The sequence below is a fragment of the Peribacillus sp. TH27 genome, assembly GCF_016650915.1.
In the GTDB taxonomy this organism is placed as follows: Bacteria; Bacillota; Bacilli; order Bacillales; family DSM-1321; genus Peribacillus; species Peribacillus butanolivorans.
In genome coordinates, this window is record NZ_JAEKEV010000002.1 from 738,598 (window position 1) to 762,510 (window position 23,913).

Consider the following 23,913-nt stretch of genomic DNA (forward strand, 5'->3'; position numbering starts at 1 on the left):
TCATAAACACTTATAACTAAATATGAGTGATGTTATGTCTAGTTGAATTAAATTTCCAAATTGTTCATATACTCGAAAAGAAACAAAGTAAATGATTAACTAACCGAAGTACATAGCAAAAAAGATTCTATATTTTAAAATATAGAATCTTTAAGCATGTATTTTTTTACTCATACTCATTCATTGGAGACTGCATTATTTTTGCCTTCTGAATATTTCCTAATGCTCTTCTTTCATTTTTGCCTATCTTCTGAACCTTAATAGGGCTTTGCTTCCCCCTTTGTAGAGCCTTCCTCAGACCCTCCTTGATTAGGAGGGGACACGTCTCCCTGATTTGGTCCCATTTCATCTTGATTGGAAGGGAAAAACACCTCTGGATTATCCTGAAATAAATCTTGATAATTATCTTTTTCATTCAATTCTGGATAATCCCCTAAATCTATCAAGTTTGTAATCGAACCAATTAAAATGCCGATTGTTATTAACCCAATTGAGGCTGCTATTTTTATCCACACTTTTTTCCACAAATTTCTCAGTCCTTTTTGTGTTGAAACATTTACTTATACTAAATTAATATAGTGATATGTCATTTTTTCTATCTAACAGTGTTACCATTCTATTCATTTGCCTTTTAACTCTTTGATTACTAACTTTCTTTTTTCGAGATATACAGCTTTATCTGATTGTTTAGCCACCTCTTGTGAATGAGTGACGACAATGATACATTTATTTTCTTTATGAGCAAGTTCTTTAAATAACTCGATAATTTCCATGGAAGTTTCTTGATCTAGATTCCCAGTTGGTTCATCAGCAATTAATAAATCTACATTACAAGATAATGCACGAGCAATCGCTACACGCTGCTGTTGACCACCGCTAAGCTGTAATACCTTTCTTTTTGCTTCTACTTCTGTCAGCCCTACATTTTCTAATAACTCAAGTGCTCTTGCTTTTTTGTCTTTCACATCGACTCGTGTAATCTCCATGGCAGTGACTACATTTTGAAGGGCCGTCATATACGTAATCAGATTATATGATTGAAAGATAATCGAGACATGTTGGTTTCGGTAGGTATCCAGACCGATCTTCTGTAAATCTTTTTCTTTGTATACGACATTCCCACTACTTGGGATATCTAACCCACTTGCTAAACTAAGGGTCGTTGTTTTTCCTGATCCCGATGGTCCTAAAATGGTATAAAAGTGTCCGGATAGAAACGCAAAGTTTACATTATCTAATATCGTGATTTTTTTATTATTGCTTTGATAATGGTAATTCAAATCTTTAAATTGTAAAATCGTGTCCATGTGTGTTCCTCCTATTCATCTTTTAATAATATTTCTTTTGGTTTCAATCGAAGAATGGATAATGCTGGAATAATGGTTGATAAGATCGCGATTAATAGGCCTAATCCCCCTAATTTCATCACATCTTGGGATGTTACACTTACATCAATATTATCTATAGGATCCACATCTTGATCTAGGTCACTACCCATACCCGCGCCTCTAACCGCAACCCCTACTCTTTGTCCAGGATTATTTTCTTGCTCTTCAGAAGCCGTAATTTCTTTCTGTAATAAACTGTCTCCCATTTTTTGAGACACTGTCCCACCTGTAAATATGGAGAGGCTAAAGGCTAAAACAGCAATACATAATACTTCTACTAAAAGTTGTCCTATTAATTTCCCTTTTTTCTCGCCAATCGACAGTAAAATCCCTAATTCCTTCCGTCGTTCTTTTATGGTCAACATAATGATAAGACCTAAGATAATGGACCCTGTAATGGAAACCAGGTAGATGATCCATTTTGAAGTGGCTGCCATGTTCTCAATAGGGCCTACCATTTTCTTATATAATTCATCATGAGCATCTAGTTTAAATAGGTCAAAATCAATGTCTGTTTTCTTTCCCGCTGCTTTAAAAGCATCGATTTGCTCTGGATCATTTAAGTAATAAATGGCTTTATCAATGGGGGTGCCCTTCATATCCTTATTGTCCGAAAATTCTTTTAATGATTCGAGCGAAACATATATTTTGTTAGATGGATCCAAGAAAGCTATTGGTGCTTTTTGGCCACCTGTGTCGGATGCTTCATAAATCCCTATTATTTCTACCTTTATTGTCGATTTCCCATCGTCTTTTTTGATTTTTACCTTATCACCAACTTTTAGCTTGTTTTCTTCAGCTAATTGTTTTTCTACCAGTGCTACTTTCTTACCTTTGTCTTCTGCTGTTATGCCACGCCCTTTAATGATCTCCTCCGTTCCTTCTGTAAATCCTTGTAATAAATCAGTGGTTCTTGCGCCGACCAATGATATATTGGGCATTTCCCTATCATCTTGGCCTCCAACCATGGCAAACGAGCTTGCATTTTCACTTTCTTCAAGCTCAATGGGAGTAAAGCCCTCAGCTAAACCATAAGCTTCTTTTAGATAGTTGAAATTTTTTACATAGGGTGATTTAGCTAACTTATCTGCTTCCTCTGTAGAAATTTCCGGAATCTTTATTCTTTCATTTGGATTTTCTTCCATCTGTTTTTCCATCTTTTTTTGAAACTTTTCAGGATCTAATCCTAGCGTTACGTCAACTCCCAATTTTTTTCTAGCGAGATCACTCGCTGTTTCCGTGACATTTTGCATCGCGAATCCTGCCAACACTAGATTCGTCACAACTAAAAATACCGCAAATAAGATAAGGGATTTTCCCTTTCTTGCTCGTACACTTAAAAATGCGCGTTTGATAAAATTCATTTTTTTACCTCCTTGATATCTCTAATGTACAGGACTAATCTAGAGTCTATATGGAGATATAGAGGAGTTTATATGGAGATATAGAGGAGGCTATATGGAGAAGTGTGGTGTTTTTACCAAACATTAATTAAAGTTTAAAATCGAATCACAATGATTTCCTAAATGAATAACACCATTTGTCATATTTGAATTTATCTACACAAAATCGGTGTATATCACTTCTTTGTAACCCTGACTTTAAACATGCCCAAATGTTTTTCAAAGTTACTTCTTTTTCGAGTCAAACCATTATCCTAACGCTACCTTAACTTCTTTTTGTTACTATACAGGTAGAAATACTTTTCCGAGAGGCCTATTCTATCTTCTTTTAATGCTCTTTACCATGTAAAAGGGCATGGCAAAAGCATACCTATTGAACTTTTTAATAAAAAAAGCATCTCATAAGAGACATTTTTTTATATTGCTTCTAAAAGGCAATGTTAATTATTTTTTCATTTATATTCACGCTAAATAAATAAGGAAAGCATTCTGTTTAACACAGAACACTTTCCTTTTAGAGAGAATGTATAATAAACCAATTAAGTGGTAACTTTATTCGATTATTTGGCTTTTGGTTTCTCTTTTCCCATTGAGTCAAATAATTGTGTAGATGATAAGGCATTGAATGGTAAAGTTACATTGTGTTTAAGCCCTTCGTTATAAGCCGCTTTTAAGTCTTTAAGTAAAACAGCTAAGGCAGTGTCTGCTGTCCATTCAGAAATATCGCTCCAATTTCTAACTACCCAACTATCACCTGTACTAACTTGTAATAGGTTTAATACCTCTTCTTTAGGTAAGTTATAGTGTTTTCCTAATTTAAGTCCTTCAGCTAAAGCATTCATGTTAATACCTAAAATCATATTATTAACTAATTTTGCTACTTGGCTGTTGCCTGGTTCCTCGCCATAGTAGAATGTGTTTGATCCAATAGCATCAAAGTATGGTTGGAAAGATTTCACGATGTCTTCTGAACCTGATGTCATAATCGATAATGTTCCAGCTTGAGCACCTGAAGCACCACCGCTTACCGCAGCGCTAATTAATCTCAAATCACTTTCTTCTTCGACTTTTTTGCCTAATTGATTCATTGTATCAGGGTCAAGTGTACTCATAACAATAATTGTTTTATTTTTAGGTTGGGCAGATAATATAGCGTTCTCACCAAAAATAATGTCAACATTTTGGGCATAGTCACGAACCATTGAGATAATCGCTTCGTCAGCTTGTTCCGCCACTTCTTTTAAAGTTTCTACCATTGTTATTCCAGCAGCAATTGCTTTCTCATAAACACCTTTATAGGCATCATAACCGATTACTTCAAAACCAGCTTTCTTTAAATTAACGGCCATCGGGAAGCCCATTGTTCCTAATCCTACAAATCCAATTTTTTTACTCATAATAAATTCCTCCTAATTTTATACTTTTTAATCGTAATAATTACATCTATCACATAAAAAACTTTAGCATAAAGTTTTGAATGTTTCGTTATAGTTGTTTCATTCATAACAAGTATGAAAACTTGCTACAGTTACATAGTTAAGCTAAACCTAAGAGGGCCATGATAACGATAACGGCCATTACGATCCAGTGGGTAACACTTATACTGATAAATCCATTTTTGAAAGTGTCTTTCATAGTTAATCCTGTTAAATTGTTAAATATAATCAAGAATCCAGAGTAAGGAACAATTGATAGAGCTCCAGATCCGATTGCGATTGCGCGGTGAACCGTTTCCGGATCTAGTCCCATTTCCAAATAGTACGGGGCAAAATTTGAAACAGAAATGCCAATTGCTCCAACAGCTGAAGCAGTAATACCGCCTATAAGACCTGTACCAATCATTAATGAGAGCACGGGAGGTCCAGGAATTGATTGAATCAATTGAAATACACCCTTAAACGCCGGTACACTTGTTGCAATGCTACCAAATGCAATCGTACTACCAGTTGTAATTGTTGATGATACCGATTCGGCAGCACCTTGATTTAATACCTCTTTTTGCTGAGCGATTTGTTTACGGAATAATATCGCACTCAATAAGATCGCAACAATCAAAGCGAAAATGATAATGTTGCTCACAGAACTAAATATTAGGATTATGGCTAATAACACGATGATAGGCATTAAACTGATAATGAATGATGGGAGCTTCCGTTTAGATGTCGCATCACTACTTTCAACCTTCTCATCCACATTAAATGTCTCGTTATTACGCAAGCTTTTGGACAACGAAAATTTCATAAATACTAGTAAGAAGACAATTGCTGCGATGGAAGTGACGATTCCGATAAGCGGTGCAGCAGTTAATGTGGTGCCCAAAGCCGTTGAAGGCACAATATTGTGTAATGAAGGTGCCCCAGGCAACATCGTCATAGTGAACGTTGAAGTCCCACCAAACACAGGAATGGTAACTAATTTCCAAGAAATATTAAGTTGTTTGAAGATAGGTTTAGCCATTGGAATTAATGCGAATATTATGACGAATACATTAATACCACCGTAAGTAAGAATTGCAGAAATAATAAATAATGCCACTAATGCGTTGTACGGGTTCTTGGTTCCTACCACCGACAATACTTTATTTGCAATTGAAATAGTTGCCCCACTTTTATCCATGTATTTCGCTAATATAGAACCTAATAAGAATATCGCGAAATTTGATGCAACAAACCAAGCAAGTGCCGTCATATAAGAATTTTCTTTGCCAAATACTGTTTCTAGTATAGGTACATCGTTAAACAGCAACACGACAATCGTCGCTATGGGTGCAAGCAATTATGATATTGAACTTTTTAATAATAAAGAGAATAATTGTTAATACACCTAACAATATCCCAAATATACCCAATATATCCATTTCGTTTCTACCTCTTTATTCTCTATTTGTTTAGTGGAAGGTTTCTTCTCAATATACGATAACCAAAGATACCTATAGTGATATTTAACCTTAAAACTTCATCTCTTTTTCCTAGCTTTAGTTACACCATGTATACCCTTTCTTTAATAATAAATATAGATATATTGAAATAATATCTAGTGCACTTGACAGAAACAACTATAACGCAGGCTTCATCATTCGTACAATATATATAATTCATGACTTACATTCCTTTTTTTCATGATTAAGAAGGTAATTCAGCTGAAACATACTAGATAAATTCACATTTTAAGCGCAAGTACTTGCGGTAGCTAGTGTCGCTTTGGAATAACGAAACAACAAAAATATCCAAAAGCCAGCATTTAAGAGAAATAAAAAGAATCCATTTTGAAAAAAGATGGATTAAAATGTATTCTTATTTGTATACATCTCAAATTAGTATGAGTAAAATGAATAAAAGGAATAAAAATAATATATAAACTTCATAGAATGGAGATTACCTTTATGGATATACGTCACCTCACTTACTTTATAGAAGTAGCCAAATACAAAAGTTTTACTAAGGCTTCCAAATCCCTCCATCTGTCGCAGTCTACAATAAGTAAAGTAGTTAAAAGTTTGGAAGAAGAATTAAATGTAGAACTGATTGACCGTTCCGCAAAGAAAATTGAATTAACGGACGCAGGCGAAATTGTTTTAGCCGAAGGGGAAATAATTATGGAATCGCTAAATGATTTATCGATGCACCTATATGATTTAATGAACTTAAAAAAGGGAAAGATAAAAATTGGCATACCTCCAATTATTGGGTTTCTATTTTTCCCCAAAATCATTAAGGGGTTTAATAATCTATACCCCGATATCACAATAAAAATTTTTGAAGATGATTCAAAAAAGGTGAAACAGGACGTCAAAGACGGGATTTTAGATCTTGGTGTGGTTATGTTGCCGGCGGATGAAAAGGAGTTTGATGCTGTCCCCTTTGTGAATGAAGAATTGTCGCTCTTCGTCCATCATTCCCACCCATTAGCGCAGAGGGATAAAGTTGAAATGAAAGAGTTACAAAACGAAACTTTCATTCTATTTAAGCAAGAGCTTATTCATGACCTTATTATTCAAGAATGCCTACGAGCCGGTTTTCGTCCGAAAATTGCTTTTGAAGTATCTGAGTGGGGTTTTATTAATGGAATGATTGGCGAAAACTTAGGGATTTCGATTTGCCCAAAACCCATTGCAAAAAAATTCGATCAAGATTTAATCAAGGCCATTCCCATCGATAATCCTCGCTTACCTTGGAATTTAGGATTGATATCGAAAAAAAAGAAACACCCTTCACCTGCAGTTCGTGAATTTATCCAGTATATTTCTGCAGATTTACCTTTTAATCATGAAAAATAACTTTGAATGAATAATATGTATTTGACGACTTAAAAAACTGCGTTATACTTATTTCTGTCAAATACAAATAATATTTGGGATGAAATAACATGGAAAAAACGCGTCGGGACTTCCATTGGATCAATCCAAATGAAATTGTTGGAACTATCGTGCGCTTGATTCCATATACAGGCTTCCCGCGTGTCTTGAACGGTCCAAAAGCGGTTAAAACGTTTTTGCTCAAAGAAATGAAATAATTAGGTAATTAGTAATGTCGGTATCATAATGTAACCCTAACACGCCATAAACAACCACATGCTAAAGCAGGTGGATTTGGACATAAACGTCGACAGCTAAAGCCATCTCAAAGTGCTTAAGCTAAAGCATAATAAGGTTTTTGAGATATTCAGTCTCCAATCCTGAATATGTCGTTCTTTTCTTCATCGACTTGATTAGGGTATATGATTTCTGGTTCTTTCTTCTGTCATCGTTCCTACTATGGCTTGGAAGAAAAAATTTAATATCTAATCCTAATCGATTGTCGGAATATGTTTTACAAGAGTTATTTAAACAAATAAGCTTAGCGGAAATACAGATAAAAAGGAAAATTGGATATGTCAGAAGAATTGACTCAAGCTCAACAAGCATTAGGTAAAACGGATCTACTTGATCAATTATTAAAACCTGAAGTTCAAGAATCACTAACTACTTTAGTGGAGCAACTACCAAAGTTAACTGAGGTCGTAAATCTTTTAACAAAAACTTACGATTTAGATCAAAACTTGCTAAAGTTCAGGTTCAAAGATGGCAAAATGAGCAGCCGTTCCTTCAATCGTAGGGAACGAAATTGTTATTCCCAACCATTCATTGGAAAATACGTGAGGTAAGCAGAGATTGTTTTTATCATATTTATGCAAAAATATTCGGTTCCTTTTCCGCTATGCAGGACACGGATGAAAATCAAAGTAACACTGGAAAACAGCTGAAAGTTTACAATGAGCAGGACTGCATCAGCACGGAATTATTACAGGGAAAACCCATATGCATGTTAACAGAAGCCCTATGGTTTGTTGACCCAAGATTCTTGATTTCTACTCAAGTTGAAGCACGTTCTTTATCTGAAAGGTCTGGAATAATTCGCCATCATCGTCTATGCCATAGATTGACCAATTCCCCTATCAAAACACACATTTTCCCTAACAGTTCTTATATTTCTATTAAACAAACCTGCTATACAATCTAAAATTGTAGTTTTTCTATCTCATTTCCTCCACAAAAAAGTACAAACAAAAAAGGCTGTAACCCTTGATAAATCAAGGATTCCAACCTTTCCAATTAAATGAACTGTGATGGGCTCGAACCGCCGACCCCAACCTTGTCGATCTTATAACCAAGCCCATCTTTCCCATCTTCATTTTTTTAAGCTTTTTTCCGTATTTCTGATGCCCATATCACTTTGGCTTCGCCATACCACTTATTTATCCGTTTTTTTATAAAAAAGTGCTGAAGTTAGGCAGAATCTCTGCTAGCTTTCAGAGCTTTTGATTCACTCATAATAAGCTCTCAAAAAGTGAGTGGTTTCATACTAAAAAATCGCAACTATTTTATCAAGTATTCCAGTACTATCAAGAAATACGATGATAATAACTAAAGGAATAATGAACCTCATTATAAAAAACCATATATTAAATGCAGAAGCCCCTAAACGAGAATGCTGTAATAGTTCCTCTCTCAAAGTGCTTTTCTTAATCTTAAGTGGTACGAAAATAGAGATTAAAAACACTCCTAGTGGCATTAATATATTACTAACTAAATAATCGGCTGAATCAAATAAATTTTTCGAGAAGATTAACATATCAGCAAAAACACTATAGGATAATGCAGAGGGAATTCCTACTGCAAAAATTAAAACACCAATAATAAATGCATATTTTGTTCGCTTCTCCACTTTTCCTTTAATTAGTGATGCGACAATTATTTCTAACATAGAAAAAGCCGAAGTTAATGTGGCAAATAAAAATAATGCTAAAAAACCTAATAAGAAAACTTCTCCAAAAACAATTTGATTAAACACAGCAGGCAGTACAACAAACAACAAACCAGGTCCTTCAGCTGGTTCTAAACCTAGTGAAAATACAGCTGGGAAGATTGCTAATCCTGCTAATAAAGCAATGAATAAATTCATTGTAACGATTGAAATGGCTGGTTGAATTAAGCTTTCTTTTTTTGAAAGATATGAACTATAAGTAACCATTACTGATACGCCGACACTTAAGGAGAAAAACGCTTGACCCATCGCATACAGAATACTTTGAGATGTAATACTCGAGAAATCAGGTGCTAGAAAGAACTTCACACCTTCCATAGCGTTATCGAGTGTTAGTGAGCGAATGATTAGAACAAAAAATAGTAAAAATAAAGCGGGCATCAAAATTTTATTTACTTTTTCAATGCCATTTTGAATCCCCTTTGCTACAACTAAAACGGTAATCGCCAAAAATGCAAATTGAGCTACAATCACCAAGATAGGATTTCCAATCGTCTCGTTAAAGACAGATCCATAATCTGCGCCCTCACTAATTATTCCACCAAATAAACCTTTTGCAAAATAAATAACAATCCAACCACCAATTACACTATAAAAAGACAATAAAAGAAAACAGGTAAATACCCCTAACCTACCAATCCAATGCCAATTACTATTAGGAGCTAAACTGCGATAAGCACTAACTGCTTCCTTTTGTGTACTTCTACCAATAACAAACTCTGCTAATAACAATGGAAAACCTATAAACAAAGAAAATAAAATAAACAGAAGAAAGAATGCGCCTCCACCGCTTATTCCAGTTACATAAGGAAGCTTCCATATTGCGCCTACTCCTATAGCTGATCCTGCTGCTGATAAAATAAAACCAATCTTCGATGACCATTGCTCTGATGTTTGAATGCTAATCAATCCAATCTATTTTTATTACGTCCTCTACAAAACAAAGTAAAGAACAAAAAAAGCCACGTCTCTATCGTTAACGATAGGGACGTGGCTGTTCACGCGGTACCACCCTAATTGGAAACAATACATGTTTCCCACTTGTTAAAATAACGGTTTAATCCGTTTTATACTACTTTCTCAATGTTGTAGTATAAAAAAGCTCCAAGAATGAAATTCACCTAAGTCTTTGTATCAGTTTGCACCAACCACTGATTCTCTATTAACAGGGAGACCGGCTTAATAATGTTCTTTTCTTCGCTCATTAAATATTTTGAATAATAAACGAAATTATAGTATGATAACATCCGATGGTCAAGCCCTTTTTTCAGAATTTAATATTATTTAACCCCAATTACTCCTCTCAACTCTTTATATACACCACATTACGAGACATTTCCAAAATTCAAATTTATTTTAAAGGTGTACAAACTGTGTACTATGTAGCACTAGTATTTGCTTGAAATTCTCTTTTCCTGGCGTTAACTTTAAAGAAAAAAGAGCAACAGATTGAAGAAGAACAAGTCACATTATTAGAAATAAACCGCTTGATTTTTGGGCAAATAGAAAGAGCATGTTCAATTAAATGATTCTTTTATAAAAAGTTTAAATATTTTCTACCTGTGTCGCTCAAAAATCGCACTTTTGCGATGACCCTTTGACCATTCTATTTTTATTTTTGCTCTGTATAAATTAATCGCTCCTAAAGCTACAGCGATTCCAACAAGATATAATGCTAGCTGATAACTATTCAATATATTTACGACTAAACCGAATAACGAAGGTGCTATAACAATAAATAATTGATTTAATGTCAAAGCTGAACTCACCGTTAAGCCTATATAACGGGGATCCGATTGCTCTGTGACACAAGCAATAAAAATTGAATACCAACCAATTGCTACAAACCCTAATAGAAAACAGAATAGCAGCATCAATATTTTTATTTCTACATGAATGATTAGTGGCAACATCAATGTAAGAATTACTGTAAAAACCATCACAATAAGCAATAATCTTTCTCTATTATGCTCAAAGAATTGATCACTCATCCATGCGATGACTACCCGCCCAATCATTCCACCTATTAAAACAAGGCTTAAATATTTCCCTGCCTCTGTTAGGGAATAGCTACCTTCTTGATGAACATAACTCATAAAATGTGCAATGATAATCATTTGTAATGACATCATTACAACACCTACAATGTACATCGGATATAATTCTTTATTATTTTTGATAAGATTCATTTTCTCCTTAAAGGACACCGATTTCGATTCTGGAGGACTAGTATTTTCTGGCTCATGATAAAATAATAAAAAGAGTAGACCTCCTATAATTGCTACAACTCCTTGTACAACATGCGCGACTGACAAATTGAAATGATAAAATGTATAGGTTAACATTACAGAGGCTAAAGCCCCTCCTATTGGTATACCGGTCTGTCTTATTCCTAAAGCTAGACCTCTATGTTTGTTGGGAAACCATTTTACGATAGCAGTACTACCACCAGTTTGAGCACTGCCGTACCATATCCCAACCAATAATAATAAAAGCAGCAATACAATATAATTGTTAACAAAAACGAGTGTTAATGCTGAGAGCCCTAATAAAATTGTCCCCCATCCAATAATTTGTTTTTCCCCTTTTTTATCCATTAAGTAACCAAACACTAACATTGAAAACATCGGACCAATATTTACAGCTGAAACAATAAAGCCTGTTTGCAATGGTGTTAAGTTCCATTCAATTTGATAGAATGTAGCGATAGGTCCCATGCCATATGTCACAAATGTTGCTGCAGTTTGTGATAGTGTAGCCACTAATACGATTAACCATTTATAATATGTATTCATTAATGCCCCTCCAATATCTTGCTATTACATATGTATTCAATCAGTAAAATTCGGCTATGGATATTTATTATAGAGTGAATAGTCTCGTAATCTATTATTAGCTTGTAGCATCATCTCGACTCCTTATTTATTAGCTAACTAGAGTTTACTCTCCTTACTGAGAAGCGTAAAATGGAGGAAAATGATAGGATCCATAAATTTTTTTTATAGGGTGTGTGACAAACAAAATGAACATCGAAGAAATTGCATTAAAAATTGAAATATTAAATCGACAAAATTTAAGTAAATCCGCAGAAATCACAAACTATACTCAATCCGCACTTACTGCTAAAGTGAAAAAAATGGAGTCAGAAATTGGAAAACCCGTTTTTAAACGAACACCCCAAGGATTGAAGATTACTAGCGTAGGTACCCAGTATCAAAACTATCTTCAACTTATTACTCAAGAATATGAAGAATTTTTACAATCCATTGGTGCCTATCAGCTTAACTCTAAAGTGAACTTTGGCACATCACATACAACCTTAAAAATCTACGGAGCCCCCCTCGCCAATATGTTGAATACGAAAGACATTCAATTGGATGTAGACTTCGCAGTAGATTCTAGTAATGCCATAAATCAAAAAGTACACAATTCCGAATTGGATTGTGCACTAATTAGCGAACCTATTAAAAAATACCCCGATTTAGCATACGATATTGTTGCCACTGAAACATTTGAGATTATTACAAGTAATGATCATATAATCAATTTCGATCAGAAAACACCAATTACATTGCTCGTTTTGAGTAAAGGTTGTATGTATACAAGAGCTGTAGTTGATTGGCTTATGGATAATCAACTACAATATAAATTAAAGGAAATAAAATCTATTAGTAGTATTCAAGATTTTTTACAAATCAGTAATACCATTGCTGTATTAAATACTAAGCTTATTGACTTATACAACTATACAAACATTCACTATTACAATTTAAATTTTGACAATGTCCTTAATACCGTTTTCATTTATAAGAAGAACGAAAGTAAGCAGAACAATATTTTACAATTTAAAAATGTACTTGAGGCGATTTGTTAATTTTCTATTAATAATAGAATGTAAAAATTTTAATAGGAATATCGCATAAAAAAAATCCAGTTTGAACAAAGAGTTTTCAAACTGGATAGGATGCAATGGAATTCATTCTCTGCTGACTTCCATTGATCATATACTTGATTAAATTCTTCCATAACAGTGAATAATCGACCAATTAAAGTGCAGATTAAATTTCCTATTTTGTTACTGCTCCTACTTCAACTAGTAATTCTACGAGATGTAGAGCCCTTATACTTTCCTCTAGACCTTCCCTTTTTATACCCAATTTCATTTGTAACAAGCAACCGGGATTTGTCGTTACGATAATAGAGGCTTTAGTATCCTTTGCTTTTTCCATCTTCAAATCTAAAATATCCATGGATACTTCGTAATTAACTAAATTGTAAATTCCTGCTGATCTATTTTATTCTTCACCTGAATCACCATATCAGGGAGGAACTTACCAAAAGAAGCATTGTAACTATAACTATGTCTATCAGATATACTCGTAAAATTTGGTTAGAAGGAATGATTTCCTTTACTTCATTCAATTTTAAGTCCATTTTAACTGACTCCATCGATTAACCAATATTTGTAGATACAATTTTCTCTTCTAAATATTCTTTTTTTCCTAACTTTTAATCGTTTTACTATTTCTACAAATTTGTTGGTAATTCGGCGGCAACTTCATGATGAACATAGAATAGATTCCTACAGACGCAGGTTTGTAAAACATTATTGACGCCTACTCACTTGCAAAATCCAAATAATTCTTCCCATTTTTGTCCTCTACTATTGAGTCTTAAGCTTTCGTAACTCAAATTTCATCCCTTTCCTTGTAATAATCACGTTTCCAAAGTTCAATATATTCCATCGCATTATGAACATTTTCATTCTTATCTTCTTCCGTTAGCTCCCTAACCACTTTAGCAGGAATTCCTATAGCTAGTGCTCCTTCTGGAATAATCCTGCCTGGGGGTACAACTGCTCCAGCTCCTACTTGTGCTCCCTTTCTAACGGTAGCCCCATCTAGAACTTTCGCTCCAATGCCGATCAAAGCCCCATCCTCAATTTTACAGGCATGTAGGATAGCTCCGTGTCCAACAGTTACCATTTTCCCTATATGTAAAGGGAAATCGGGTGTAACATGACAGATACAACCATCTTGTATATTGCTTCCTTCCCCTATTTCAATGAAATTTTTATCATCTCCCCTTAACACGGCTTGTGGCCAGACGCTCACATCTTTTGCAATCCTAACATCTCCAATAATTTGCGCTGACTCATGTATAAACGTTTCAGAATTAATGGATGGAACTCTTCCTCTTAAACGATGAATCACCAACACCATCCCCCTATCACTCTCGTAATTAATATTAGGTGTTATATATTTAACTCTTTATAAGATTGATCAGATTTTTCTAATCCTAATTCTTTTAAAATTTCCTCTGTATGCTGCCCTAGCAAAGGAGCTGCATTTCTTATTTGACCAGGATTTTTTGATAATTTGATAGGAATACCTAACGCCTTAATTTTTCCAGCAATAGGGTGTTCTAACTCTTCAACCATTCGCCTGGAAATGGTATGTGAATCAGTTAATGATTCTGGATAAGAATTAATTGGGCCGGCAGGTATCCCTACCTCTTCAAACTTCTCCAGCCAATAACTTCTTGGGCGTTTACTTGTTTTTTCTTCAATTAATTGTATGAAAACCTTTAAATGCTTGATCCGTGAAGGATCATCGACAAATCTTTCGTCATTTAGAAATTCGGGTCTTCCTATGATATGACAAAATACAGGCCAATGATGTGGCGTATCTGCTCCTACAGTGAAATAGCCATCACTCGCTTGAAAGGCTTGATAAGGTGCCGACAATCGGTGTCCGCTCCCAGTAGGCTCTGGTGTTTCACCATTAACCCAATATTGCGTGCTTTCCCAAACAGATAAAGCAAGGCCGGTATCAAATAAAGAAGCATCTATAAATTGACCTTCATTTGATTGAACACGTGCATACAAAGCAGATAATATTCCATAGGCAGCGAACAGTGCAACACCCAAATCTGTGATAGGCAACCCACACTTTACTGGGTTTCCGCCTCTTTCTCCGGTCACACTCATGATTCCCGTCATTCCCTGCGCAATTAAGTCATAGCCCCCGCGAGATGAATAAGGTCCATATTGACCAAAACCGGAAATAGAGCAATAAACTAAACGAGGACTAATCTTGTTTAGGGTGTCATAGTCAACACCCAATCGCTTAACTACACCGGGACGATAATTCTCAACTAGTACGTCTGCTGTTTCAATCAATTTATAAAATATTTTCTTGTCTTCATCATCTTTCAAATTCAGCGTCATGCTGCGCTTATTTCGATTAATTGCCATAAAAGCAGCACTTTCTCCATCGATGTGAGGTGGCCACCTTCTAGTATTCTCACCAGTGGGTGGTTCAATTTTTATTACATCAGCTCCCATATCGGCTAGTAACATACTGCAATAAGGACCTGCCATTACCTGACTGAGATCTACGATACGGATACCATTCAAAGCACTCATCAAATCAATCCCTTCTATCATTTACTAAATATTTATTAATCTATCAACACAGTATCCTCCATCAAACTCATAAATAAAGTTCATTGTTACGAAGAATAGTTACACCGTCTATTTCCACCATAGCGTCTTTAACAACCATATCGTAATGACCTTTTGCCTTAATTACCCCACCAATATAAGCATTTGTACCTAAAGCAACGTGAATGGTGCCAAACACCCCTTCGTCACTTAACATACTATTTTCTAACTCACATTCCGGGTTCATACCAATTCCAAATTCACCTGCATAATAGATGTTCCCATCTTCATCATTTCGTTCAATTAATATTTTTCTAAACAAATCTGCCTCCTTTCCCCCTGTAATGGAAACAGCCTTCCCAGCCTTAAACTCAACAACCACAGGAGTATCTATAAGACCAACTCCTGGTATACTTCCATCTACTACTAGGACCCCTTCTGCAGATCCTTCAACAGGTGCTATACTGGATTCAATGCAGTGCACAGCAGATATATCCTTGGTATTTGCAAAACCTGTTAATGCTCGCCCTTCCCTTCCTTTAATGGATAGTCGTAAATCCGTTCCTTGAGTAGTCGTTACCCTAACTACATCACCCTTGGTTAATAAATTTGCTACTTGTTCCACTTGGGGTCTAAGTGAAATAAAATCAGCTTGTAAGCCTTTACTCAACAAAATGTTTTCATGGGATTCTGGCAAGACTAAAACTCTAGCACCAGCCGCTTGTGCCTCATGACGAGCATTCGTGTGTGCGATGTTATAAGTAGTTGGAGCAATCACAACATCTACTTCTTTCATAGCTGCGGCAACTGGATCGGGTAGAGCATCACCATGCCCCTTTCTTGGTGGCATGGACATCGTAATCGGTTCAGCACCTAAAGAGCAGGTTACATCTGCCAATGTTTTAGCAATACTTTCTGTTTGAAAATCAGTTAAGATCAACACTTTCTCGCCTTCTACAACTCCTGCCAAAACTTTTATCAACGCATAGGCTCCTGGATACATCATAACTTCATTCATAACTTGTGAATCCTCCTCTTGGTCTATAAATCTCTTTATCATCTTCCTTGGAAAATTGGTATTTGTTTATTAAAAAAAGATTCAATGGCATGTTTATGATCTTGCGTATCCTGGCAAGTAATAAAAGCATCTAACTCAAATGCCATGGCTTCTTGCCAATTTACATCCATTGTTTTTTGAATTGTTTCTTTAGCATTCCTGACTGCAATTGGTGCACGTGAGGCAATCATTTTTGCCCAATCTAAAGCTTCATTCATTAATGTATTATGAGGAACAACTTTGCTAGCCAAACCACGTTGAAATGCTTCATTAGCTAATACGGTTCTCCCAGTTAATATGACTTCCTTTGCGTAAGCTTCTCCCATCAACCTTACAAGTCGGGTAGGTCCGACAACTAATCCTACTTTAACTCCTGCTGCACACAGCTTTGCTCGATCGGACATAATTCGAATATCACATGCTAGGATCAGTTCAAATCCCCCACCAAAAGCATATCCATTAACAGCAGCAATCACTGGTTGTGGCATTTCATTAACAACATCATAAATGCGGCAATCTTCTTCGAGAAAGTAGCGTACAGTCTCAGGGGTCAATTCACCTTCTTCATTTAAATCAGCTCCTGCACAGAATGCCCGGTCACCGTCTCCTGTCAAAATAATGACTCGAACATCAGTACGGGACTTTAGATTTTCCATATACGGCACAAATTCTTCACGAAATTCCTTCGTCAAAATATTCATTGGTGGGTTATTTATCGTTATGGTGCAAATCTGGTTTTCAATATTGGGCTTTATCCACTTCATTCGTCCCCTCACCTTTCTAAATTTGCTGATCCACTTCTACCGGCACCTCACTTCGGTTAGAGGAATCTTCTAATCGACCGTCAATCCCTTTGCTTCTCTGGAATTTATCCCAAAAAATCACAGCAATTGGACAAAGAATGGAAGTAGTAATAGTAGAAATAGAAATTTGAATTGTAGCTAGATTAGCTATTTGTTGAAATCTTTGTGCCTCGTCTAATGACATAAGTCCTGCTCCTGCAGCAACAGAAGCAGCAGCTGCTATGGCTGCTGGTGTTCCCACTGCATTCCCTGCGGTTGATGCCTCGGCAACGGGACCAATTGTACTTTTCTCACCAAATATACGATAAACGAGGACTCCTGTTAGAGCAGTAAAAATGACGGTTACAAAACCCAAGACAAGACCGCCCCAAACAGCTTCAGCATTAAAGAAACTCATGAAATTCATTCCTGCTCCTAGACAAAAAGCAAAAAAGGGAACAAGTAACGTTTCACCTGGCTTTAGAAATTCCCTAATGTCCTCATCCAAGTTTCCTAATAACATCCCTAAAGCAATTGGCAACAATACCGCGATGAATGCGATAGCAGGGAAGTTAATTCCTACTATTCCCAATGCCATCATGGTAAAGAATGGACCATCATTTAAGGTCAAAACAGAAATTGCTCCTACATCTGAACGGTTACCATATTGTCCGGTGAGAACGGCATACATTCCTTCATTTCCATTTGTCATTGCAGCAATAATGGCAAGAGTGGATAAGCCAAGCAACCCGTTCATAGGATCAAAAAAGTAACCGAATAGAAGTCCAATTGTTATTCCAGTCAAACACTTACTAGAAGTTAAAAGGATCCCTTTTTTTAAGGCTTTTCCACCCACTCGTAAATTCATCTGACTACCTGCACAGAACAAGAATAAACCGATAAGTGTCAATGTCCCGTTTTTAAAGAGAGCTTCCGAAAACCCTCCTATTCTCATAAACTCATAAATGCCTTCTTCGACAGGTGTAACTCCTAATGATTTAAGAAACTCCATTACAAGTGGAATATGAAGCTGATCAATCGTATTAAAGAGTGCCCCCAACATGAGTGGGATCACCATAAGCCCCCCCGGTACTTTTTCAATCCTCTGCTTGATCCTCATAACATCACTCCCAAATGGAATTTTCGTAGAAAGCGCTTACAATTTTCGAAAGATTATGGAAATCGAAAATACATTAGTTTTTCATAAATCACCCTCACCTTTCATTATCTTTTTCAACTATTACTAATGCAATTACTGTACCAAGTTGTTAGGAATATCAAAAAAATTAAACAAACCCTTATTCTAGACGAATTTAGCTTTACTTTTCAGAGAATAGTCAGTAGCAAGACTCTTTTCTTTTCGCAAAATGCAAATTAAAAAAGGAGGTTAGCCCTAATAAATCTTAAAAAGGACTAACCTACTACCGATTTCTTCATTAATCGCAAAATGCAAACTACATTTGCATTTTGCGATTAATTTCAAACTTATTGATTTTCCTATAGAGAGTAGCTACGTTTATTCCTAAATCCTTCGCAGCCTTCTTCTTTCCATTCAATGAATCACCATGTTTTTTTAAAGATTCGATAATCATTTTTTCTTCCATATCTGCTAAGGTTAACCCTTGGTCTAAAACACTTTGATTAGTTTTGACCCTAACTCTAGTGGGTAAATTTTCTAATGTAATCCAAAAAGATTTTGCCATATTGATAGCGTACTCCACTGTATTTTGTAGCTCTCTAATATTTCCTGGCCAATTATAAGAACATAGACATGCTTCAGCTTCTGGAGTAAAGCCCATTACTTGCTTTCCTGTAATATTCACATAGTGATTAACAAAATGGTGAAGAAGGACGGCTACATCTCCCACTCGTTCTCTTAATGGAGGAATGTGAAGAGGAATAACATTTAAACGATAAAATAAATCCTCTCTAAACTCTCTATCATTTACCATTTGCTCTAAGTTTTTATTGGTTGCTGCCAGCACCCTCACATCAATATCTAGAGAAGAATTAGAACCTATCCTTTCAACCCTTCTTTCTTCTAAAACCCGCAAAATTTTAACTTGTAGATGAAGAGGCATATCACCGATTTCATCCAGAAAAATAGTTCCGCCATTGGCCATCTCAAACTTTCCAGGCTTCCCTTTTTTCCTCGCCCCAGTAAATGCTCCTTCGTTATATCCAAATAATTCACTCTCTAGAAGATGTTCTGGAATTGCAGCACAATTAATCGCCCTAAAGGGTTTGTTTACCCTTTGACTTTCTTGATGCACGGCCCTTGCGAAAAGTTCTTTACCCGTCCCACTTTCCCCCAAAAATATCATGGTGGAGTCAGAGGTTGCTATTTGCTTAGCTATATCTTTCACTTGTAGAATGGCTTTACTTTTCCCTACGATAATGTCAAAGGTTGAATCATCTACCTCTGATGTAATCGAATATGCTAATTTTTGCACATCCTTTAAGTCTTTAAATGAAATAGCAACTCCTATAATACGATCATCATGAACAAGTGGAATAATACTACCGATTACCTGAATCTTTTTATTATGTATTTGAAGTGAAAATTCAATGTCTGAATATCCTTTCGCTGTTGATAAAACTTTCGAAATAGGTAAATCAGGAATGATATCGGATACATTAAGAGTTAGGACTTCATTTCTTTTCATTTGCAGTGTCTTTTCTGCAGAACGATTTAGCTCTAAGATATACCCGTTTTGATCTACTGCGATAATACCTTCATACATCGATTGTATAGCCACTTGAAGCATTTGAAACATGTGTAAATATTTTCCCAACAGCGATTTTGCATTTATTTTACTGCTTATTAAGTCAGCCATTTTCCCAAGGTAATTCGATAAAACAAGGTGCCTTTCTTTAAATTCTGCCTTCTGTTCTTCAGAAAATGCGGTTAAGCTAATCACCCCTACGTTTTTCCCTTCATGTTTCAGAGGAAAGGACACATCTGCTTTTTCAGGGCAGTTTCCATGGAGAATGCAACTTTGACAAACATCATGAAAACCTGGTTCAAAGTTATAAACATGCTTTCCTGTTTTTATCACTTCTTTTATAATATGTCCTCGAACCGGCTCACCCACAACAGCATGATGACCACCTCCTGTAGCAGCAACCACCACTTTATTCTGATCATAAACAATGACTTCCAAATCCAATACAGACTTAATTGCTTCTGCTACCAAATTCACTTCTTCTTGCACTTCAAAAAGGATCGATTTCCCCATCTTCCTCCCCCTGTTTAGTAAGGCATAGATCCTTAATATTTTTCGTTATATATAATTCTTCTTGTTAAAAGGAATACCTTCTTTTTATAAAATGAGTTTATAAAAAGAAGGTACTCTATTGTGCTTTCGTATTCTTATATTACTGGGCGTGAATTGGCCAATTCTCGTTATTCTGCGATTACCAATAAAATATTATTGTGCTCAGAATAAACCGCTTCACATTTTTGCTTCAGGAATACGTTAGGACAAAGTAATCTCTTATGCTCTTTTATAAAAAGAAGTCTGGTTCTACAATGTTGAATCATAATCGGATATGTGTAGCAAAAATAACTGAACGACGAAAATCGATATCTGCATCTATTTGCACTAAGGACTTTTTGAATCGTATTAACTGGATAGGTACGGCCGGATGGTATTGTTGTTCGTAGTTGGAAGATTCCCGGCCATTGTTTAGGGTTTATTACATTCTTCCATTTGAAAGGCCGTTCAGGGGATGCAAAGAGAATTAAATAATTAATTGCCTAACTAAAGAAGTAAAGAGTAGCTTATAACGAATATTCAGATTGGCTTTAATTGTGACGATTCCGCATATCGCTACTTCTAATGCGATGGATTACTAGTTACCTATCACTTATCGTATGGGCAGAAGACGTTTGCATGCAATTCTTTTGCAAGCATATCGTCATCCCTTGAAGTTGTTTAATCAGAAATTTAATTCACTTAGACATGAACTGTGAATGATTAACCGAGACACCTAAATGATATCAAAGTTGTTATTTATAAAACCCGATAAAAAACTGTTTGTCTTGTAAATATTTGGAATAAGTTATTTTACCTGTTTTTTTAGGAGGAAGAATTTGAAGAATGTATTACCGCCTTACTATTGTTAGGTCTGGATGCCTGCAACAGTGCCGAAAAGTGGAAGAAGTTGAATGAGGGCCCTTCAGATTGCCTGTAGTGAAAAATGCCTCCTGAATAATCTAGCCTTTTAAAAAAACAAAAAAAATATGAAGAATTACATTTTATATGAATTCTCCACTTTAAAATCAAGCATTCATTCATATCATTCTATTTTACAGCAGGAACTATTTGAGGATTTTCAGTAGTATAATTTTCCTTACCCGAATTTAATGTCATAAAAGCGATAAAGCAAACACCCCCGAATGAAACCAATAACCAAACAGCTCCTTTAAATGATCCGCCAAAAGCGTTTATAACAAAACCAAGAGTTAAAGGAGCAATAAAGCCAGCTACCTGCATCCCTAGATTGACCAACCCCTACCGCAGAACCCCCTATTGCTTCTAGTAAGCATTTTAGTGGCAAGCTAAAAATAATAGTAGATAATGCCGCTGAAAATATAGGTATAATGGATTGATAATGGAAGGAAAATTAGAATGACGCACTCTTCAAATAATTATAGATGTTGGTATTTATAACATTAAGCTCAATTGTTAACGCCTTTTAAAGATGCAATTAAAAGTTAAGAAGTCCTTACCGTTTCTTGACCATATACTGGCTTTCCATCAATAAAAGTAGCCAGAACTGAAATGTCCTTAATTTCTTCCGGATGAATGGCTGTAGGATCAGCCTCGAGAATGGCAAAGTCTGCATGTTTTCCAATTTCGATGCTTCCTGAACACGCTTCATCAAAATTTAGTTTTGCTCCATAAATAGTCATGGACTTTAATGCAGTTTCGACATCAATACGCTGCTCTTGGCCTAAAACATGGCCCTCTCTCGTTATTCGGTTTACTGCTACCCACACAGAAAACAGCGGTGAGATTGGAGTAATTGGACAATCAGAATGCAGGGTAAACAGTAAATTATGAGCTACAGCCTCAGCTAAAGGGCTAATACGCCTTCCCCGCTCTGGCCCCAAGAAAATTTGTTTATGCCTGTCTCCCCAAAAATATACATGATTGTTGAAAAAGGATCCTGCTACATCAAGTTCTTTCATCTTCACCACATCTTCAGCGGTGGCGCTTTGGACATGTTCGATTCGATGGCGGTGATCTGCACGTGGGCTCTTGGATAAAGCATATCCGTATGCCTCTAATATCGATCCGATGGCACGATCCCCGTTTCCATGGGTTGTGATTCTAAATCCTCGACTGTGCAGGTCTAAAACTTCTTCGTTAAATGCTTCTTGCGGATGGATGAGTTCTCCATAAACATCTGGATTTTGATAATACGGTTCCCGCAATGCTCCTGTTAAGCCTTGAATGGAGCCATCCTGGAACATTTTGGCGCTATCTAATTTAGCCCGACCTCCAGATCTTTCTTGGAACTCTTTGTCCAGTTGAGCAGGAGAATATCCTCCGAAAGCTTGTCCTTCACGAAGCTGCTGGTGCATAATCATTAATTGTGTACGCATCGGATTAATCCCTTGCTCAGCCGCTTTAAGATGAATCTCTAAATCTTGCAAATCACTAGTGAAGCCTACAGCTGCATCTGTATTCGTTGTAATCCCTTGAGCTAAATAATCTTTTGAAGCCTTCCCTAGCATGTCAATCTGTTGTTTTACTGTCATTTGAGGAATCTGTTTATTAATCGGTATCATAGCTGCTGGTTCATAGATTACGCCATTCAGTCTCCCTTTCTCATCCCGCCCGTAATGGCCGCCTTGAGGGTCAGAAACATCATCTGTTAAACCAGATAATTGTAAAGCGAGTGAATTAACTGCGGATATGTGTCCTGAGGTGTGTGTGATGATAACAGGTTTATTTGGCGAAGCCTTATCTAAGTCTTCCCGTGTTATATGACGCTTTTCATACAGAAGGGTATCATCATATCCATATCCCTTGACCCATTCCCTATTGGGAGTTTCTTTTGCTTTTGCTCCAATTACCTCCAATATATCTTTTATGGATTGATTAGGCGGTGTGCCGCAATTCACCTGTCTCATTATTTGGCCATACGCCAAAATGTGATTATGTGTATCAATAAATCCTGGAATTAAAGCAGATCCCTTTAAATCAACAACATTTGTACTTGCTGTCACTTCGACGGCACTTTTAGGAGGCTCGCACTCCCTCCAAATACCAACAATTTTGCCATTTGCTACAGCCACAGACCCAGCACGACGATTCCTATTATCTAAAGTCAGTACATTGGCATTTTTAAATAAAAGATCGATTTTAATCATAAAAAATCCCTCTATTCTTTAAATATTTCATCATTCCGTTAAGATTCTATTGCAATGACACTATGGTCTGCAGTAACATAATCAGTTACTCTGGCGGGGAGAATTTTTTTTCAAGGGAAAATAGTGGTCTTGAACTACCCACCACTTTTCG

At 36.1% G+C, this 23,913-nt stretch carries 18 protein-coding genes, 2 pseudogenes and 1 other annotated feature; of the genes and pseudogenes, 4 read left to right on the plus strand and 16 right to left on the minus strand.

What is annotated here, in order from left to right; genetic code table 11:
* Positions 1 to 257: 257 nt before the first annotated feature.
* From JFU24_RS04960 to JFU24_RS04980, 5 genes are all read right to left on the minus strand, one after another.
* Positions 258 to 527: a hypothetical protein gene (locus tag JFU24_RS04960; protein WP_201249625.1), complete on the minus strand. Its 270-nt coding sequence runs from the start codon at positions 525 to 527 to the stop codon at positions 258 to 260.
* 93 nt (positions 528 to 620) lie between these two features.
* Positions 621 to 1,307, minus strand: coding sequence for an ABC transporter ATP-binding protein (locus JFU24_RS04965; RefSeq protein ID WP_201249626.1), 687 nt, complete (start codon positions 1,305 to 1,307; stop codon positions 621 to 623).
* A gap of 11 nt (positions 1,308 to 1,318) precedes the next feature.
* Positions 1,319 to 2,752, minus strand: coding sequence for an ABC transporter permease (locus JFU24_RS04970; RefSeq protein ID WP_201249627.1), 1,434 nt, complete (start codon positions 2,750 to 2,752; stop codon positions 1,319 to 1,321).
* Positions 2,753 to 3,351: 599 nt separating this feature from the next.
* Complete coding sequence (locus tag JFU24_RS04975; RefSeq protein WP_201249628.1) at positions 3,352 to 4,188, minus strand: NAD(P)-dependent oxidoreductase; 837 nt, start codon at positions 4,186 to 4,188, stop codon at positions 3,352 to 3,354.
* 139 nt (positions 4,189 to 4,327) lie between these two features.
* Complete coding sequence (locus tag JFU24_RS04980; protein WP_201249629.1) at positions 4,328 to 5,566, minus strand: GntP family permease; 1,239 nt, start codon at positions 5,564 to 5,566, stop codon at positions 4,328 to 4,330.
* 607 nt (positions 5,567 to 6,173) lie between these two features.
* Here JFU24_RS04980 and JFU24_RS04985 point away from each other — a divergent pair.
* The 3 genes and pseudogenes from JFU24_RS04985 to JFU24_RS04995 all read left to right on the plus strand — a co-directional run.
* Positions 6,174 to 7,067: a LysR family transcriptional regulator gene (locus tag JFU24_RS04985; RefSeq protein ID WP_056522994.1), complete on the plus strand. Its 894-nt coding sequence runs from the start codon at positions 6,174 to 6,176 to the stop codon at positions 7,065 to 7,067.
* Between the two features lie 89 nt (positions 7,068 to 7,156).
* Positions 7,157 to 7,303 (plus strand): hypothetical protein, encoded by a 147-nt coding sequence (locus tag JFU24_RS04990; protein ID WP_201249630.1) that lies wholly within the window; start codon positions 7,157 to 7,159, stop codon positions 7,301 to 7,303.
* Positions 7,304 to 7,660: 357 nt separating this feature from the next.
* A pseudogene (locus JFU24_RS04995) lies at positions 7,661 to 7,831 on the plus strand (DUF1641 domain-containing protein); the annotation flags it as partial.
* Between the two features lie 800 nt (positions 7,832 to 8,631).
* Here the strand turns inward: JFU24_RS04995 and JFU24_RS05000 are convergent.
* Positions 8,632 to 9,993 carry a sodium-dependent transporter gene (locus JFU24_RS05000; RefSeq protein ID WP_098175146.1) on the minus strand — a complete coding sequence of 454 codons (1,362 nt, stop codon included), beginning with the start codon at positions 9,991 to 9,993 and terminating at the stop codon, positions 8,632 to 8,634.
* An 81-nt stretch (positions 9,994 to 10,074) separates the two neighbouring features.
* Positions 10,075 to 10,300 (minus strand) — a binding site (T-box leader).
* 349 nt (positions 10,301 to 10,649) lie between these two features.
* Complete coding sequence (locus JFU24_RS05005; RefSeq protein WP_201249631.1) at positions 10,650 to 11,888, minus strand: MFS transporter; 1,239 nt, start codon at positions 11,886 to 11,888, stop codon at positions 10,650 to 10,652.
* A 227-nt stretch (positions 11,889 to 12,115) separates the two neighbouring features.
* On the opposite strand from JFU24_RS05005, the gene JFU24_RS05010 reads away from it, so the two are divergent.
* Positions 12,116 to 12,967: a LysR family transcriptional regulator gene (locus JFU24_RS05010; protein ID WP_201249632.1), complete on the plus strand. Its 852-nt coding sequence runs from the start codon at positions 12,116 to 12,118 to the stop codon at positions 12,965 to 12,967.
* Positions 12,968 to 13,160: 193 nt separating this feature from the next.
* Here JFU24_RS05010 and JFU24_RS05015 read toward each other — a convergent pair.
* From JFU24_RS05015 to JFU24_RS05055, 9 genes and pseudogenes are all read right to left on the minus strand, one after another.
* Positions 13,161 to 13,382 (minus strand): annotated as a pseudogene (locus JFU24_RS05015) (heterodisulfide reductase-related iron-sulfur binding cluster); the annotation flags it as partial.
* Between the two features lie 399 nt (positions 13,383 to 13,781).
* Positions 13,782 to 14,306: a gamma carbonic anhydrase family protein gene (locus JFU24_RS05020; protein WP_201249634.1), complete on the minus strand. Its 525-nt coding sequence runs from the start codon at positions 14,304 to 14,306 to the stop codon at positions 13,782 to 13,784.
* A 41-nt stretch (positions 14,307 to 14,347) separates the two neighbouring features.
* Complete coding sequence (locus tag JFU24_RS05025; RefSeq protein WP_242485279.1) at positions 14,348 to 15,520, minus strand: CaiB/BaiF CoA transferase family protein; 1,173 nt, start codon at positions 15,518 to 15,520, stop codon at positions 14,348 to 14,350.
* Between the two features lie 67 nt (positions 15,521 to 15,587).
* Complete coding sequence (locus JFU24_RS05030; protein WP_201180960.1) at positions 15,588 to 16,556, minus strand: aminopeptidase; 969 nt, start codon at positions 16,554 to 16,556, stop codon at positions 15,588 to 15,590.
* Between the two features lie 38 nt (positions 16,557 to 16,594).
* Positions 16,595 to 17,359 carry an enoyl-CoA hydratase/isomerase family protein gene (locus JFU24_RS05035; RefSeq protein WP_201224844.1) on the minus strand — a complete coding sequence of 255 codons (765 nt, stop codon included), beginning with the start codon at positions 17,357 to 17,359 and terminating at the stop codon, positions 16,595 to 16,597.
* Positions 17,360 to 17,375: 16 nt separating this feature from the next.
* Entirely contained in the window at positions 17,376 to 18,497 is a 1,122-nt protein-coding gene (locus JFU24_RS05040) for a 2-keto-3-deoxygluconate permease (RefSeq protein ID WP_201180964.1), read from the minus strand.
* A gap of 334 nt (positions 18,498 to 18,831) precedes the next feature.
* Complete coding sequence (locus JFU24_RS05045) at positions 18,832 to 20,616, minus strand: sigma-54 interaction domain-containing protein (RefSeq protein WP_201249636.1); 1,785 nt, start codon at positions 20,614 to 20,616, stop codon at positions 18,832 to 18,834.
* Positions 20,617 to 21,684: 1,068 nt separating this feature from the next.
* Positions 21,685 to 21,891 carry a hypothetical protein gene (locus JFU24_RS05050; RefSeq protein WP_201249637.1) on the minus strand — a complete coding sequence of 69 codons (207 nt, stop codon included), beginning with the start codon at positions 21,889 to 21,891 and terminating at the stop codon, positions 21,685 to 21,687.
* A 206-nt stretch (positions 21,892 to 22,097) separates the two neighbouring features.
* Positions 22,098 to 23,762 carry an amidohydrolase gene (locus JFU24_RS05055; RefSeq protein WP_201249638.1) on the minus strand — a complete coding sequence of 555 codons (1,665 nt, stop codon included), beginning with the start codon at positions 23,760 to 23,762 and terminating at the stop codon, positions 22,098 to 22,100.
* Positions 23,763 to 23,913: the final 151 nt, after the last annotated feature.